Origin of the sequence: Idiomarina sp. ST10R2A5 (assembly GCF_051842325.1) — a bacterium.
GTDB lineage: Bacteria > Pseudomonadota > Gammaproteobacteria > Enterobacterales > Alteromonadaceae > Idiomarina > Idiomarina abyssalis.
On sequence record NZ_JBNIEX010000005.1, the window covers coordinates 84,520 to 100,662 of the forward strand.

Consider the following 16,143-nt stretch of genomic DNA (forward strand, 5'->3'; position numbering starts at 1 on the left):
AACAATCTCAACATAGCTAACTGCTTAATTTATCACAACTGATAAGAATAAATGTCGAAATCGGAAGATCCATACAGCTTTGCCACTTGGTGCAAAGAAAGTTTGATTAACTTTACAAAGATGAACGCCGAAAAACAGGTGTTTATTGGGTTTGTATTGGCGATATTTATTGCTGCTTTTATACGGGTTATTGAAATGACCGGTGGGCTTCCAAGCCTGTACGAGCATTTACTTTACTTTCCTTTAGTATTAACCGGACTTCTACTTGGCCCCCGTATTGGCGCACTGGCCGGGTTCATGTGCGGTGTTTTACTGAGCCCATTTTCTTTTTCTGATTCATTAATAAGCAGTAACGAAATTGCTGGCGGCTGGATCCTTCGCTTACTGGCTTTCACTTTCATTGCCACTATCGCCGGCATTATTGCAAGAGTCGTAAAAGAGCTTAATGGCGCGGAAAAAAGTGCGAAGTTCAAATATCAGGGCACAGACTTGCCTAACATTAATGCCTTACTGGAACAGCTAGAAACTATCGGTCACAGTAAGGACGGAGCTCCGGACGACCTTATCGATATTTTCAACTTTCGCTTGCAGAATATGGAGAAAATTCAGCAGCAAGTAGGTACTGAAAAAGCCAATGAACTCGTCAAACAAATGGCAATACAATTGAAAAAGCTACTTGGCGACCAGGTTCACGTTGGGCAAACGTCGAAAAATGAACTCGTTGGCGTTAGTGCAGAGGCAGAAGAGAATACCAAAGAACTGCAGAGTAAAATTGAAAGCTTTTTAGAAAAACCGATAGTGGTCGACGGCGTTTCGTACCAAATGGATAGTGCGGCAGGTGTACTCCGGGTCAAAAAAGACCAGCTTAAAGAAGACCATCAAAAAGTGTTCGATGAAGCCCAGGCCCATGCATTTAATGCGTTTCAGAAAAAGCAGCAGTTTTCATTTTTGGAACAAAATGATAACGCGATTGACCAAATTGAAGAGGTGACTTTCTCTCGTCAGTTTAGCGAGGCCATGAAGAATAATGACATTCAGCTTTACTTCCAGCCTCGCCTTAACACCAATACGGGTTACTTTTCCGTTCTGGAAATATCGGCAAAATGGGTACACCCAAAACGTGGCGGCATGAATTTAGAAGAGTTCAAGCCCATGATAGAGGAAGCTTCGTTAACCCAGCAGTTCACATCCTGGATGATTCAACGCACCTTTAAAGACCTGAAAACTTGGCTAAAACAAAAAGTCATAGTGCGAGTTTCTATTAATATCACTATTAATGATATTGTCGACCCTATTGTGCTAAACGTTCTGGCACACGAGCTACAGGACTCTAAGTTTCCTGCACGGCAAGTTTATATTGAAGTGAGTGAACGAGCTCTAATGTCACTATCTGATAAGTCAAAACGGTATCTGGAGCGTTTAAGAAGCGTTGGTTGTAACGTCATAGCTTCACATTTTGGAGAGGGTCGTTCGACCATTCAGTCACTTTTTGTACTACCCGTAGATGCCGTAAAACTATCTGAAGAGTTGGTACAAAAAGCAACGTCGCACAGTGACAAAAAGCGAGAGTTAGCGTCTATGGTCAAAATGGCGAGGGCTCGCGGTTTAACCACCATAGCCACAGGCATTAATGACCGCGCTAAACTCCTTCTGTTAAAACAAATAGGATGTGAGGAACTACAAGGATCGATTCTAAGTAAGTCGCTGAAAAAGGCTGATATACCCTGGGCCCGGATAAGATAATGAAAGACAAAATGAAGTTAACAACTCAACATAAGTGGCGCCGACCTTTTTTTAAGCGCCCGGAAGTTATTCTGGTAATAGCCTACATAGTTGCAGCTATAGTTTGGGAGCTTGGAGCCAGCGCCCTAATTCAGAATTTAACTATAGAAACCGATACCCAAAACCTTATGAACCAGTGGAAACCCTGGGGCTTTGTTGTTTTATCTGTGGTTTTTCTGTTTTTCTTTACTCGTATTTGGGTTTTAAGACTAAAAAAATCTCGCGAACTGCTTTATAACTATCTTGGGAACAGCCCTACCATTCATTACGAACTGCGTTCACTGGACTCAGGCATTCGCATTGACTGGGTCAGCCCAAATTGTGAACGCATTATGGGCTACTCACCCGAGGAAGTGAAAGCGCCAGGCTGGTGGTTACGCAATATCCACCCTAACGATACACAGTTAGCTAAGAAAACCATTTTACGAAGCCTTGAAGAAGACCAATTCGTTTACGAGTATCGCTTTCGCCATAAACAGGGGCACTACGTGTGGGTGCGGGACGAATTACGCCGTACCAATAGACGCCCTTTAAGCTTTCAGGGTTCATGGACCAATATCTCAGCCGATTATGTTGATAACTCAAACGGCAAAGCTGGCGAGCTCTCAGAACATGGAGTCTTATCAGGTATTGCCTTGCTCAATAAGCACCGCAAAGTCATTAGCGTGGATGCTCCATTTACCGAAATTTCCGGATTAACCGAAGCTCAGTGTGTTAACTCAAAGTTAGAGGAGCTTTTCACCGCTACAGATATCGACGATCTTGACAGCAATTTCCCTTGTAACCAAAGCATTTTAATTGTTGGCCGTAACGCAGAGAAAAAACGTTACTCCGCTGTTCTGACAATTAGAGAGGCTGTTTCAGGCTTTTCTGAAGAAGCGACTTATATCGCTACATTAAGCGATGTAACCCGAATGAAACAGCAACAGCGGCAGTTACAGAAGTTAGCATTTTTTGACGACTTAACCGGACTACCTAACGGCAATTCATTGGCATTAGATTTATCCAGACTGCTGGATGAGTTGCCCAGCGATCGACTCGCTGCAGTGCTAGTGATGAACGTCGACCATTTTCATCAGGTAAACGACAAATACGGTCATCACATTGGCGACAAAATTTTACAGCGCCTGACCCAAAGGCTAAAAGAAGTCACTCCTTTTGGCACTAAACTATACAATCTGGGTGGTGACGAGTTCGCTATTGTGCTGAATCACATTGTCGAATACATCGATATTCAAAATATTATCTTACAAATTCAAAAAGCCTACGAGCGTCCTTTTGTGCTGACCAATGACGACCAGCAAGTTCAACTAACAGCCAGTATTGGCGCCAGCGTTTACCCCTTAGACGGGCACGATAGCGGAAAGCTCTTAGCTCAGGCTAATTTGGCAATGAACTCAGCTAAAGACCAGCAGAATGAAAACCAGGCTTACTTCAAACAAGAACTTGAGAACCGCTCTTACGATGAAATTCAGCTAGAGGAAGATGTACACAGCGTTCTTCAGAGTGACCAAATGCAATTGGTCTATCAGCCGGTGCTCAATATGGATAAGCAGGTCGTCGGTGTTGAGGCTTTGCTGCGTTGGGAGCACCCCGAACTTGGTACCTTACAGCCTGAAAAATTCCTCCCCCAGTTTGACGCTAATGGCATGTTAGACACTTTGGGTATTTGGGTTATCGAAAACGTTGTAGCCCAAGTTGAAAGGTGGCAACAGCAGAATATTACGCCGGGTAAAGTAGCCATTAATTTGGCCACTGAGCAAATATCACAGCGGCTTTGTCAGGCCATGAACAGGTTAAATAAAGAAAGCCCTAAGCTTTTAGCTAAAATTGAATTCGATTTAAGCGAGAGTAGCTTAAGCGAACCTCTGCCGAACACGCTCGATATTATTGAACAACTGCACGAATTAGGTATTACTCTGGTTATCGACCGTTTTGGTAAGGGCATAGGCAGTATGCTGCATTTGAAAACTATGGCGGTCAGCAAAATTAAAATTGAACGTGAGTTTATCCGCGACCTTGATACCAACGAGCGCTCACGAAACCTGGTCAAAGCAGTTATACGCATGACCACCGAGTTAGGCTTAGAAGTACAGGCAGTTGGCGTAGAGAATCAGGCCCAACTGGATAAACTCAAAGAGTTTGGTTGCCATTACTGGCAAGGGCAACTTTATAAGCTACCTCAGGCCGCTGATGATGTTTTTAGCAGTGACTGATTTAGTCTTCTACTAAGGCCTCATAAACCTGAGTAATATGTGGGTCATTCACACCCAGTTGCTGTAGCGCCAGTTGCAGCTTTACCAGGTACTCGGCATTGGGGCCACTGGGTCCCGATGCACGGGCAATATGCTGAGCTATTTCAGATTCAGGAGCAGCACCAAGAAACGCTTCATTTTCTTCTGTTGCAATGTAAACCAGACCTTCGTTCTGAGAGCCATCGCGAAACGTCATTGCCGTGGTGAAACGCAGGTAACCGTTTTTCTCCCTGTGATCCAAATGCTCAAACACATCCGGCGATACTTTATAGGCCATGCCAGTACAAACTTCACCCGGCGTTTCAATTAAGGTGAGCACCCTACCCGGAGCTTCCGGCGTACCACGATGGTCATGCGAGCCTTGCCAGAAGCGGCGCGACCATCCTTCAATAGAGGCAGGCGCCCTTTCCAGATAAGGAAAGTCAACTTTGTAAATGAGTGACCCATAACCAAATAGCCAGACAGCCTCCAGCCCACTTAAGTCCTGACGCTCTTTATTCATCGCAATGGTATCGTGTGACATACAACTCTCTTGCCTATTTCCAGTTACAAAGGTTTGTAGCCGATACGGAAACCTCCCCAATGCTTTCCATTCACATAGACAGGTACCGATAAATCGTGCATAACCTCGCCCGTGTCGCGCTTGTACGTCTGTAACAATAACGCTTGTGTATGGGCTCCGCAACGCGCACCGGTTTTATCATTAAACAATCGACGAGAACGGTTACCGACCAAGTCTTTGTTTGGATCTCCGGTTAATGGTTTATTAAAGGCGTCATTATGTCGGGCGACATACCCATTCGGATCAGTCGCGATAGCGTAGACAATATGTTCGTGACGCTTCAGAACCGATTCTTGAATAGCGGGCAATACACTGTCGAAAAACTCTGTGTAAGCGGTTCTGTATTTTACCGGATCTGTCCCCGGCACGGGTTCATAGTTTTTTGAGAACAACTCAGAGGATGTCAGTTCACCCTGCTCGAGCGCCTGCTCTAAACGCTGTTCAATTTGCTGTGCCGCATCCGTCGCGGCTTTGTAAATAACTCTATGCTCTGCGTCGGCGTCGTTCTCAACCAAGTGCGCAAATAACTGTTCCGACTGCATTTCCAGTTGCTCTGCCTGACCACTGACATCATCAAGTTGCTGATACTGTTCCGACAGGTCCGAATTAACCGAATGCAGCAGCTCGCCGTTTCGGGAAAGATCCTGAGCGTTTTCTCCCATTAATGCCGTTATTTTCTGCAGTTGTTGCTCGACGGTTTCTGCTTGCTCAACAATGCTAGCCAGCTGCTCAACAATGCCCGCGGTGGTCTCAGACTGCTGCTCAATGTGCTTTGATAAATGCTCGATATTTTTGACAGCAGCAGTCGTTTCGGTATGAATCGCCTCTACCAGATTACTGACTTCTACGGTAGCATCCGAGGTTCTTCCCGCCAGCGTTCGCACTTCATCAGCAACGACCGCAAAGCCTCTGCCATGCTCGCCTGCACGAGCCGACTCTATTGACGCATTAAGCGCCAGCAAGTTGGTTTGTTCGGCAATGCTGTCAATAACCTGAGTCACTTTGCGAATGTCACTGGCCTTCTCCTGCAGGCCCTTAACTGCTTCGGCACTTCCCCGGCTGTCTGATACAACGAGATCAATTTCGTGGGTCAGCTGCTTTATTCGTTCTCTGCCTTCATGACTTATCTGCTTAGTTTGCTCAGCAGCAACCGCAACTTCCGACGAGAAAGTCTCTATTCCCTGAGCCCTCTCACTCACCCGGGACGAGTTATCGACGCTCTCTTCCAGGCGCTCTACAATATCGGCCAGTACAGTCTTAAAACGGGTAATTGCAAAGCTGAGTTCGGCCGTTGCAATAGCATTCTTTCCGGAGTTTTCAGCAAGGTGGTCGGTGCTGTCGTCGGTATCTTCAGGCTCATCAAAAGGAGCCTGGGCTCGCCGCAAGTAGCTAATATAAAAAACGCTTAAACCAATGAACAATAAAGACTGCAGGCAGAGTTGAAGCCAAAGCCAGGGGACAAACGAGGTAACGATTAAACTGGCAACTATCGCTAAAACCGTTATTAGTAAAGGTGGTTTCACATCAACTGTGGACATTTTTTCGCTTCCATAAGGCGTAAACAACGCAACAAACCATGTATATTTATCGAACAGTTTCTATGAAACTTTATGGCGGTGCACTACGACCTTGGTAGCAAAGCCAGGCGAGCGCTAACTCGCCTGACCATTTAATTGATTAGAATCAACGCTCCTTTTCAGTTTCGTCGTTTGAGTCAAGTTCTTCTTGCTGTCGCAAATAACCCGCCGCTTCTTCGTCCGAAGCCTGCGGTTTGTTTTGCTGCAACTTTTCCTGACTTGCAGGAATTGCGCGTGTCTGCTCATTTAGCTGATGTATCTGGGAGGCATTACCTAAGTCTCTGTTGCTGGTAATAGAAGCAATAGACTCACGATCTTTAAGGAAGTCGATGACATCGTTGCGAATCGAGGCCATTTCATCGTCCGATTTGTGCATTTCCAGAATGTGTCGAGGGTGTTCGAGGTTTTTCATTCCTGTGGCCGCAAAAGTTGTCGACACAATACGAGAGACAATAACCCAGGGAGTGATACTGCTGCGTACTAAGGTGTTTTCTGAACGGGTACTGTCGTGAATACCCGCACCAGTTGATATTTTAGATTCGGTGAAAGTACCTTCGCACTTAAAGTAGATAAGCATTGATTCAAACTGAATTTCAGCATAGAACAGATGCGCAATATTTGCCGCTAACCGCGCAAAGGCACGTAACACATAACCAATAAGCAAGAAGTGAATAGCCGTCATGGCAACACCAGCCAGAGCCATTAAGTCAGCGTAAGGCGTATTCTCTGATAACCGGTAGTTCATGCTATCCAGCAGTTTCACCACATCCACCGTGGCATAAGCTAAAAAGAAAGTGAAAAGCACACCAACAATAAACAGGCTGTTACCCAACAACAAACTCACCAAGCGGGATTTTTCAGATAAAGACCCCAGCCCCATAGGTTTAACTCGTGGCTGAATTTCCTGAATCATCTCACCGCTGAATGCGCCTTTACCGTCTACTTGTTCCTGCAAGTTAGGATCAAGCTCACGATAGACCCGGTTAGGTACTTCGCGGTAACGACGGTTCGCCATTACCAGATTATCCAAATTAATAAAGATTTCTTTAGGGTGTACTGACTCCTGCCAGTTTTCGCGTAGCTCTGAAACTTCGGAAACCGGGTTCGCATCGGCTAAGCGTTTTTTCAACAGCACCACAGTTACTAACGTACAAACAATAGCACCGACAAAAATGCTCAATAGATACCAACCGGCATGAAAGTTTGGTAACGCCGCAAACTGTTGCTCAATTGCAGCTGCGGTTAAATTCGCGGCGTTCATCCACCAACCAACAACCAGACCTACAACAACCGGTAGAAGCAGCGCAAAGGCTATAGTTTTAACCAAATCGCCACTACCCATTGAATCAATAGACTGCTCTGCTCCGCGCGATATAGCCTGGCCTGCAGCCTTCCATACATGCATGATATACAGCGTTAACAATACGGTATAAACCGGGAACGCAAGTACACCAGCGTCACCGGCAAACCCAGCCAGAGAAACAAAGGCAGCAAAACCAAAGGCAACCATTGCAGTCAGAGTACGCACCCACGCACCTAACAAACGCTGCGCCATGTTTCGAATGGGGTAAGGCATAAACAGCAACTTGGGAAATACCGTGTGAGCAATGCGCGCCAACAAGCCTTTTGGCTCTATAAAGGTACTGTTCTTACGACCCATCAGCATTTCTTCCAATGCCTGATCGTTATAAGCAACGTAACGCGACTCTTCCTGCGCTGTACTGCGCTCAGACTTACTAAAATTACGTGCCAGTGATGTTGGATGGTTACGACCAACAAAGTAGCGCAGCATAGCCATAATACCGCCACTCAGCACTTTAATACCGCCAGCCAGCAATAGCAGCCCGAAGATAGCTAATACCCAACCTGTAATTGCATCGGGCTTCACGGCCCCGGCACCTGCTACCAGTAAATAAATGCCAAACAACGATTGCACCACACCGCGAACACTCGTCACCAATCCTTCGGTTTTAAACGGGTTCTTTAACCCCAGATCAATCGAACCGTAATCAAACGCCACCGAACTTCCCCTATTTAATACCTAATAAAAATAAAGGCTTTAGGTTAGCGGTAAGTTAACGGCTGAGCAATAGAAAGTTAGGTATGGCAAAGGCGCTTACTTCATTGACATCAAGCCCCACGCGTAGCAATCTAACCTTCTATTTAGGCACCAACTGGCAAAACCTATGAAAAACATCGTTGATCACTTAGCGCAGTATGCGGCTTATCATCGTAATCGTAAGAATGTGGCGACCCACATTGTCGGCATTCCTATGATTGTCGTTGGTATCATTAGTCTCTTGTCTCGACCTGCACTACCTTTGGATTATCTGTTGATCACCCCGGCCAGTCTGGTTGTTTTAGCCGCTGTTATTTTTTACATTCGGCTTGATATTAAGCTTGGGCTACTCATGACCGTGCTGCTATGGCTGTCTTTAGCCATTGGCCGGGACATTGCAGCTTTACCAACAATGTTGTGGCTTAGTTGGGGCATTGGCCTATTCGTAGTCGGCTGGATCTTCCAATTCATTGGCCATTATTTTGAGGGCAGAAAGCCCGCTTTTGTTGATGACATTATGGGTTTAGCAATTGGTCCCTTATTTGTGGTGGCAGAAGTTGTATTCATTTTAGGCTTTAGAAAGGACTTAAAAGCAGCGGTGGAACAAAAACTATGATGGAACTGGATTACCCTCAGTGGTTTCATGACTGGGCGGCTTCCCAACCCTGGGCTTATACCATTAGCGCCTGTGTTATTCTGGCAGTTGCCGTTTGGATATCCCAGCTCATCACTCAGCAAGTTTTATTACGTGGTGTTTCGCGACTACTGTCACAAACAGAGTTAGGCAGTGACCCAGGCGTTGGCATTCGGGTTATTGTGCACCGTCTGGCTCAGGTTGTTCCTGCTTTGGTATTGTCCGCCGGTATTTATCTGGTACCCGACCTACCTGAAACCGTTACCACAGTCATACGTAACATCAGTATTGCTTACTTAATACTGACTCTGGCGCGTTCATTCAGCGCCGCCATGACCAGCGTTAATGAAATATACAACCTTCAGCCCGACGCGCATGAAAAGCCAATTAAAGGTTATCTGCAAATAGCGAAAATAGTGGTTTACGTTGTCGCGGCCATTCTCATCATAGCGTCATTACTCGACCGCTCGCCGGTTATACTCCTTTCCGGAATTGGTGCTATGGGTGCTGTTGCTATGTTGGTCTTTCAGGACACGATACTGTCACTGGTTGCCAGCATTCAGCTTTCCTCTAACGACATGATTCGGGTTGGCGACTGGATAGAAATGCCACAGCTAAATGCCGATGGCGATGTCATTGATATCGCACTTCATACCGTACGGGTTCAGAACTGGGATAAAACCATCACCAACATCCCGACCAAACGCCTTATCTCTGAGTCTTTTAAAAACTGGCGCGGTATGCAGGAAAGTGGCGGACGCCGTATAAAGCGCGCCTTGTATATTGACCAGAACAGCATTCATTTTTTGTCCGACGAGCAGAAGAAAAAGCTTAAGCGTTTCTCCTTACTTAACGACTACCTGGAGCAAAAAGAAAAAGATATTTCAGAGTGGAACTCTAGCCTTGAGCAAACCGGAGCTGATCCAATTAATGGCCGACAGGTGACAAATATTGGTACCTTTCGCGCCTACGTGAAACAGTACCTTAGTAACAGACCTGACGTGCATAAAGGGCTGACATTAATGGTAAGGCAGCTGAACCCTGGCCCTCAGGGCTTACCTATTGAAATCTATTGCTTTAGCAATGACACAGCATGGGAAACCTACGAAGGCATACAGTCTGATATTTTTGATCACTTGTTTGCCATACTGCCGCAATTTGATTTGCAAGTATTTCAGGAAACATCCGGCCAGGATGTGCGCACAGCGGTGCAGCAACTAGGGTTAACTCAAAATAAGCCGGAGTGAAATCTGTAGCAATTAATCAAGTATTTATTGAGTCAGCTCAAAAATACTTGTATGGTCTTTCACCTCATTTGTAACCCGAAAATACAGTGGTGGTATCGTTGTGAAAGCGTTCTCCTTGTTACCCAAGACCTTGTTGTTGCTGCTCTTCATTTTCAGCGCTTCTAATGCCAGTGCGAACAACGAAGAGCCGCTTAAACAAGTTACCTTTAACAAGGTACTTGAACTTGCCGGCGAGGAGCCTGAAAAGACATACTCCTACGGGGCTCACCCTTCACAGTTTATCCAATTCTGGAGCACGCGAGAACATTCAGACTCAGCCGCTAACGTTATTTTTATTCACGGTGGCTGCTGGCTAAAAGACTACGACATTACTCACACCAACCCCGCCAGCAATGCATTAAGAAACGCAGGCTTTAATGTGTGGTCAATAGAGTATCGTCGTTTAGGCCAAGAAGGCGGTGACTGGCCAGCGAGCTTAAACGACGTAGAAGCCGCTATCGACTTTATTGGCGACAAGCTTAATGGCCGACCCAGCGCTGTTATGGGGCACTCTGCAGGCGGGCACCTTGCATTGCTGGCCACTGCAAATGACACTCCTGCATCGCCTAACATTGAAGCTGTGATTGGTCTTGCTGCCATTACCGACATGGTCAGTTACACGCAAACCGATGGTAGTTGTAACCGCGCGGCTTTAAACTTAATGAAAACCGCCTACGAAAATACAAGTGATTACCAGAAGGCCAGTCCAAGAACCCAAAAACTGCACGATAATACCTGGTTAATTCAGGGAGATGCCGACCGTATTGTGCCACTGAGCCAAACTCATAATATTGACGTAGAAACAGAGATACTGGAAGGTGTCGGCCATTTTGACCTGATACACCCACACTCAAGCGCATGGAAAGCCATTATTAAACGCCTGAACAACGAGCTTAATCCATGAACCTTACCGACATACAAGAACTTGACATCATTGACCCTTTCGCAAAGCACCGCGAACAATTTCAGTTACCTGAGAATAAAGTCTATTTGGACGGCAATTCTTTAGGAGTAATGACCAAAGCAACAGAAACTCGCTTGCAGCACGTTATAAAACAACAATGGTCACAAGATCTTATCAATAGCTGGAACGACCATAACTGGGTGAACTTGCCGCAAACCGTTGGTGAAAAAATTGCGCATTTAATAGGGGCCGAACCAGAGCAAACCATTTGCTGCGACTCAATATCGGTCAATTTATTCAAGGCACTAACCGCCGCACTGACCATCGTTCAGACGCAGGACCCGGAGCGCACAGTTGTGCTGTCGACAAAAGACAACTTCCCTACCGACTTATATATGGTTCAGGGTGTTGCTCAGTTTTTAGGGCAGCATCGCTGCCAATTAAAGCTCGTTGACGAAAGCGAGCTTGAACAACACATAAATAGCAAAACCGCTCTGGTGCTGGCAACCGAAGTGAATTTTCGGACCGGCCGACGTATTAACGCAAAGCAATTGGTCGCCAATGCGCACGAAAATGGCGCTCTGGTTATTCTCGATTTAGCACACAGTGCCGGTGCTATGCCCGTTCATTTGGACGACTGGCAAGTAGATTTTGCGGTCGGCTGCACCTACAAATACCTGAACGGAGGGCCCGGTGCTCCCGCATTTATCTACGCAGCAAAACGGCACCACAAAACCATGAGACAACCGTTAAGTGGCTGGTTTGGTCACGCCAGGCCCTTCGACTTTTCACCGGAATACGAACCAGCTGCGGGTATACAGCAGATGCTTACCGGAACACCTTCGGTTCTGGCTATGTCAGCCGTGGACGCCGCGCTGGATGTTTTTAAAGGCGTTAGCTTAGAAAAGCTAAGAGAAAAGTCGCTACAACTGTCCGATGTGTTTCATCAGTTATTAAAGACTCATGACCTTGATGACGTACTGCAGCCTATTTTTCCAGAGCAACGAAGCGAACGAGGCAGCCAACTGTCTTATCACTACGAGCATGCTTACGGTCTCTGCCAGGCTTTAATTCAACGAGGCGTTGTTGCTGACTTCCGTGCACCTAATTACATTCGCTTTGGGTTCACCCCACTGTATAACAGCTTCGAGGACATTTGGCAGGCCGCCGAACAGTTGCGACAAGTGTTAGCAGAAAATGAACATCTGGATCCGCGCTGGCAACAACGTAATACCGTCACCTAAAACCAAAAAGCCTCAACGAAACTCACTCCGTTGAGGCTTTTTCAGAACGGCTTTGGTTTACATCGTATTTCCTAACGGAACTTTTTGACCATTGAGCATAGCCTCACCGCCTTCCATTTCGAACTCACTACGATAATCGTCTTCAGTTTCCGTCAGTAAGCCCTGCTGTAAATACATGTTGATCATCATTGGCGCCTGTTGCTCAGCCATTTTCTGCATCTCGGCCTCATCAGCACCCGGATACTGCATGCGCATAGTTGATAGCAGTTGTTGTTCAGCAAGCCACTTTAATAGAGGTTTATCAACAGTCAGCGACGCATCGGCAATCACACTAGAAAGCCAGAACCGAATATCATCCAAATTATCAGGTACCTGAGCCACACCAACCAATTTGGCTGATAAGTCGCCTTCAAAATTTCCAGGCTCCATTTGACCGCTAAACTCACTAACAACAAACTCAGGCTCTGCCTTCAGTAGTTGCGGTAAACTGTCTTTTACCAACTTCTCAGTTGCCGCCTCCATTTCGTCCGGCCCCTGGTCATAAATAGTTTGCATAGTCTGGTTGTAGGCCCGCAAAAACTCGGCATCGAGATTATTAAATGCCATGTTTACAACAAGATTATCAAGGTGAGTGTCGCCAAACATAAATGATTTCATCGAATAGTTCATATCCACATTCATGTGTTTTTCATCATCGCTAAATGCACTGATAGCCTCGACATCAAGCTCTTCTAAATTGAACAAATCGACATCATCAGGCGAGCGCGCGGTAACCTTTTCAAGCTGCATCGACATTTCGCTTTCATAAAGCCCACCCTGCATAATACTGAGCAAATCGCCTTTAGCTTCCGTACGGACTTTCATCTCACCAACGCTGACAGCCTGACCTTCCATAAGCACTTCAGCACCGTCTAATACGCCTTCATAGCTGAAGCTGTCTGACGAAACCTCGCCACTGCCTTCATAGCGGGACACTGAAATCTGCTGGCGGGCGTCATTTGGCACTAAGGTAAACGAAGAAATGGAGTCGCTGTAGCTAAAGTTGCCGGAAAAACCGACAGAGCCAACCATATGATAAAAAGGCGTTTCATCTTCCCAGTCCAGAAACTCACGTAAGCCTTCGTCTTTAGAGCTGGCCTCAAGTGACGCCAGACCAAGCCCCGGAGAAAACTGAGTAAGCACAGGGCCATGCTGAACATCAATAACCACCTCAAAAGAAAGCTCTTCAGATTGTTCTGCTTCGGGGAACGCACCGCTGAAATCAACGCCCAGCTCGACGGTTGCGGTTGAGCCAAACCAGCCTCTGTCAAATGACACAACTTGCGCTGTATAGGCAGGCACATTATTTAATGCCTCGACGTGCTGTTTCAATGTGTCTTCAACTTGAGATCCGGCAAAGCGGGGGCCAATTAAAGCAGCAGCGACAACGACAATACCGACGCCGCCAAGGAGTCCTTTCTTATTCATAGTAGTCCTTTCATTTATAGAGGTGAGTTGTAATTATTATGTTGAAATTATACATAAATTAAAAACCGACAGCAAAAGTTATGCCCGCAATAGGCGAGTGTGAACCTTTGTGTTAGTTTTCCAGTAGAAGTAGCAGGTTTTTTTTAAGCAGGTATAGCAATATGGTCAGGATAGTAACGGCAGCATTGACTGCCCTCTTTCTTTTTGGGTGTTCCTCAGGTGACTGGCGAGATGCGTCCAGAGAGCCCGCGGGTATCGCGCCTGACCCTGAGATTGAAAAACAAGCCGTCATAGAAGCCTATGCCGCCGATGCGTTTGGCTGGCGTGGCTGGTTTGCCGTTCACACCTGGCTGGCAGTGAAGCCAGAAAATGCCAGTGAGTATACCGTATACGAAGTTGTGGGATGGGGTGTAGAGCACGGGCGCCCGGCACTGCGTGTTTATCAAACAGCAACCCCTGACCGCTACTGGTATGGTGCCGAACCCGAAAAAATACTCTCGGTATCGGGAACGCAGGCCGCCGGCATGATCTCGCGCATTGAAGAAGCAGCTTCCCGTTACCCCTGGGCGGACCAATACGAAGTGCTACCGGGGCCTAACAGCAATACCTTTCCGGCCTGGATAGCCATACAAGTTCCTGAGCTTGGCCTAAAATTACCTTTCAGTGCTATTGGCAGCGGCTACGCGGATAATGATCAATGAATTTTAAATTGCTGAAGCTCTCTTTGCAGTGACATTGAAAGCTTGGCCAAATCATCGCTCGACTCTCTAACTTGAGCCGAACTTTGCGCCGATTGCTCTGCAATATCGGTTATGGTGCTGACATTCTTGTTAATATCTTCAGTTACTGAGCTTTGTTCATCTGCTGCGGTGGCGATATGATTGTTCATATCATTGATTTCAGTCACCGCGTCAGTAATTCCTTTAAGCGCACTATCAGCTCGCTGAGCTTTATCCACCGTAGCATCGGCACTTTCACGGCCCGCGTTCATAGAACTCACGGCTTCACTTGTTGCACTCTGCAAACGTTCAATCATATCCTGAATCTCTTGGGTCGATTGTTGAGTACGACTTGCCAAAGTACGCACTTCATCCGCAACCACAGAGAAGCCCCGACCATGTTCACCAGCTCTAGCAGACTCAATCGCTGCGTTAAGTGCCAGTAAATTGGTTTGTTCTGCAATACTGCCGATAACTTCAATTACTCTGTTAATATTGTTGCTGTCGTCAGCTACTTTATCAATTACCTGAGTAATTTGATGAACCTGATTAGCTAATGCCTGAATAGCATCAACAGTTTCACCTACAGCCTTGCGACCATTTCTCGTATGAGTATCCGCTTCTTGCGCTGATTGTGCAGCTTCATTGGCATTTTTGGCAATTTCATCCACCGTTGCCGACATTTCATGTATAGCAGTCGCAACCTGCTCGACCGCCTGATGTTGCTGTTTAATGCTCTGGTTAGACTGCTCAGAAATACTGGAAAGCTGCTCAGACGAAGTTGCCACTTGTTCAGCCATACTGCTCACTTTCTGAATGGTTCGCTGCAGCTTCTCAATAAATTCATTAAACGCATCGGCAACTTTCCCTAGTTCATCCGTCCGTTGTAAGTGAATTCGTGCGGTTAAATCTCCCTCACCTTTGGCCATATCACGGAAACGCTCCAATAATAAATTCAGTGGCTTAGAAATCAGTGGAGGGAAAAACAATGCTAAAAGCACACAAACCGCTAAACCAATAATAAGCACTGCGCTTTGTGCCCAGTTACTTTGTGCAATGGTTGAATCAATTAACTCTGTCTGATCAAGTGCCGCCTCTTCTTGCCGCTGTTCCAACTGATCGAGGACACTGCGCATTGTCTCGAACTGGGGGCCGCTTTGTTGCTGACTTAAACCCACCGCGGCATCAAGGTTACCGCTAGCATGCAATGCGATAACTTCTGCGGCTGTTGCAATCCAGACCTCACTCTTTTGTTTATAGTCGGCCACCATCCTGCGCTCAGTATCGCTTGAGGTAAGCTTCAGAAACTTATCGACCCGCTGCTGTGCTTGTTCAATATTTTCATTGTGAGTATCAATGAGCTTTTGCTGTTGCGAGCTACCCGGCTCTACAGACAGCAGTGTGCGCTCCGCCACTTGGGCCTGGTGTAAATCTCTGTCCGCTTGCAGCAAAAAATTAAGGCCCGGTAAATGCTCGGCTGAAATTTTGTCAACACTGCCCGCCACCGATTTGAAGTTAGTCATACTCACAGCCGTGATCGCAATGAGAACCAAAGCTAACAATACGATGGGTAATAGCAGCTTGTAACGAACGGTTAAATTATTAAACCAGCCCATAGATTTTTGTTCCTGTGACAGTTCTATTACTTTATATC

Annotated in this window: 12 protein-coding genes; 7 read left to right on the forward strand and 5 right to left on the reverse strand. The window is 46.4% G+C overall.

The window, feature by feature from the left end; genetic code table 11:
• Positions 1-51: 51 nt before the first annotated feature.
• Both ACP7FG_RS08175 and ACP7FG_RS08180 read left to right on the forward strand, forming a co-directional pair.
• Positions 52-1,743 carry an EAL domain-containing protein gene (locus ACP7FG_RS08175; protein ID WP_439226081.1) on the forward strand — a complete coding sequence of 564 codons (1,692 nt, stop codon included), beginning with the start codon at positions 52-54 and terminating at the stop codon, positions 1,741-1,743.
• Positions 1,743-3,998, forward strand: coding sequence for an EAL domain-containing protein (locus ACP7FG_RS08180; protein ID WP_439226082.1), 2,256 nt, complete (start codon positions 1,743-1,745; stop codon positions 3,996-3,998). Before ACP7FG_RS08175 ends, ACP7FG_RS08180 begins: the two co-directional genes overlap by 1 nt.
• 1 nt (position 3,999) lies before the next feature.
• Here the strand turns inward: ACP7FG_RS08180 and ACP7FG_RS08185 are convergent, their stop codons facing one another.
• The 3 genes from ACP7FG_RS08185 to ACP7FG_RS08195 form a co-directional block, all read right to left on the reverse strand.
• Positions 4,000-4,560, reverse strand: coding sequence for a gamma-glutamylcyclotransferase (locus ACP7FG_RS08185; RefSeq protein ID WP_439226083.1), 561 nt, complete (start codon positions 4,558-4,560; stop codon positions 4,000-4,002).
• A gap of 23 nt (positions 4,561-4,583) precedes the next feature.
• Positions 4,584-6,137, reverse strand: coding sequence for a methyl-accepting chemotaxis protein (locus ACP7FG_RS08190; protein WP_199494336.1), 1,554 nt, complete (start codon positions 6,135-6,137; stop codon positions 4,584-4,586).
• 145 nt (positions 6,138-6,282) lie between these two features.
• Positions 6,283-8,196 (reverse strand): hypothetical protein, encoded by a 1,914-nt coding sequence (locus ACP7FG_RS08195; protein ID WP_439226084.1) that lies wholly within the window; start codon positions 8,194-8,196, stop codon positions 6,283-6,285.
• A 166-nt stretch (positions 8,197-8,362) separates the two neighbouring features.
• Here ACP7FG_RS08195 and ACP7FG_RS08200 point away from each other — a divergent pair, with 166 nt between their 5' ends.
• From ACP7FG_RS08200 to kynU, 4 genes are all read left to right on the forward strand, one after another.
• On the forward strand, positions 8,363-8,851 hold the full coding sequence (locus ACP7FG_RS08200) for an Mpo1 family 2-hydroxy fatty acid dioxygenase (RefSeq protein WP_222235779.1): 489 nt from the start codon (positions 8,363-8,365) through the stop codon (positions 8,849-8,851).
• Positions 8,848-10,116 carry a mechanosensitive ion channel family protein gene (locus ACP7FG_RS08205; protein WP_439226085.1) on the forward strand — a complete coding sequence of 423 codons (1,269 nt, stop codon included), beginning with the start codon at positions 8,848-8,850 and terminating at the stop codon, positions 10,114-10,116. Before ACP7FG_RS08200 ends, ACP7FG_RS08205 begins: the two co-directional genes overlap by 4 nt.
• Positions 10,117-10,216: 100 nt before the next feature.
• A complete protein-coding gene (locus tag ACP7FG_RS08210; RefSeq protein WP_439226086.1) occupies positions 10,217-11,059 on the forward strand; it encodes an alpha/beta hydrolase family protein in 843 nt (280 codons plus the stop codon).
• Positions 11,056-12,303 carry a kynureninase gene (kynU, locus tag ACP7FG_RS08215; RefSeq protein ID WP_439226087.1) on the forward strand — a complete coding sequence of 416 codons (1,248 nt, stop codon included), beginning with the start codon at positions 11,056-11,058 and terminating at the stop codon, positions 12,301-12,303. The genes ACP7FG_RS08210 and kynU overlap by 4 nt, the downstream gene beginning before the upstream one ends.
• Positions 12,304-12,360: 57 nt before the next feature.
• On the opposite strand, the gene ACP7FG_RS08220 is transcribed toward kynU, so the two are convergent.
• Entirely contained in the window at positions 12,361-13,770 is a 1,410-nt protein-coding gene (locus tag ACP7FG_RS08220) for a YdgA family protein (protein ID WP_439226088.1), read from the reverse strand.
• A gap of 161 nt (positions 13,771-13,931) precedes the next feature.
• On the opposite strand from ACP7FG_RS08220, the gene ACP7FG_RS08225 reads away from it, so the two are divergent.
• Complete coding sequence (locus tag ACP7FG_RS08225) at positions 13,932-14,471, forward strand: DUF3750 domain-containing protein (protein ID WP_054489513.1); 540 nt, start codon at positions 13,932-13,934, stop codon at positions 14,469-14,471.
• On the opposite strand, the gene ACP7FG_RS08230 is transcribed toward ACP7FG_RS08225, so the two are convergent.
• A complete protein-coding gene (locus tag ACP7FG_RS08230) occupies positions 14,465-16,105 on the reverse strand; it encodes a methyl-accepting chemotaxis protein (protein WP_439226089.1) in 1,641 nt (546 codons plus the stop codon). The genes ACP7FG_RS08225 and ACP7FG_RS08230 overlap by 7 nt on opposite strands.
• Positions 16,106-16,143: the final 38 nt, after the last annotated feature.

Excerpts from the sequence above, each read along its gene's own strand:
- ACP7FG_RS08175 (WP_439226081.1), top strand. The coding sequence starts at position 52 with ATGTCGAAATCGGAAGATCCATACAGCTTTGCCACTTGGTGCAAAGAA.
- ACP7FG_RS08180 (WP_439226082.1), top strand. The coding sequence starts at position 1,743 with ATGAAAGACAAAATGAAGTTAACAACTCAACATAAGTGGCGCCGACCT.
- ACP7FG_RS08185 (WP_439226083.1), bottom strand. The coding sequence starts at position 4,560 with ATGTCACACGATACCATTGCGATGAATAAAGAGCGTCAGGACTTAAGT.
- ACP7FG_RS08190 (WP_199494336.1), bottom strand. The coding sequence starts at position 6,137 with ATGTCCACAGTTGATGTGAAACCACCTTTACTAATAACGGTTTTAGCG.
- ACP7FG_RS08200 (WP_222235779.1), top strand. The coding sequence starts at position 8,363 with ATGAAAAACATCGTTGATCACTTAGCGCAGTATGCGGCTTATCATCGT.
- ACP7FG_RS08205 (WP_439226085.1), top strand. The coding sequence starts at position 8,848 with ATGATGGAACTGGATTACCCTCAGTGGTTTCATGACTGGGCGGCTTCC.
- kynU (WP_439226087.1), top strand. The coding sequence starts at position 11,056 with ATGAACCTTACCGACATACAAGAACTTGACATCATTGACCCTTTCGCA.
- ACP7FG_RS08220 (WP_439226088.1), bottom strand. The coding sequence starts at position 13,770 with ATGAATAAGAAAGGACTCCTTGGCGGCGTCGGTATTGTCGTTGTCGCT.
- ACP7FG_RS08225 (WP_054489513.1), top strand. The coding sequence starts at position 13,932 with ATGGTCAGGATAGTAACGGCAGCATTGACTGCCCTCTTTCTTTTTGGG.
- ACP7FG_RS08230 (WP_439226089.1), bottom strand. The coding sequence starts at position 16,105 with ATGGGCTGGTTTAATAATTTAACCGTTCGTTACAAGCTGCTATTACCC.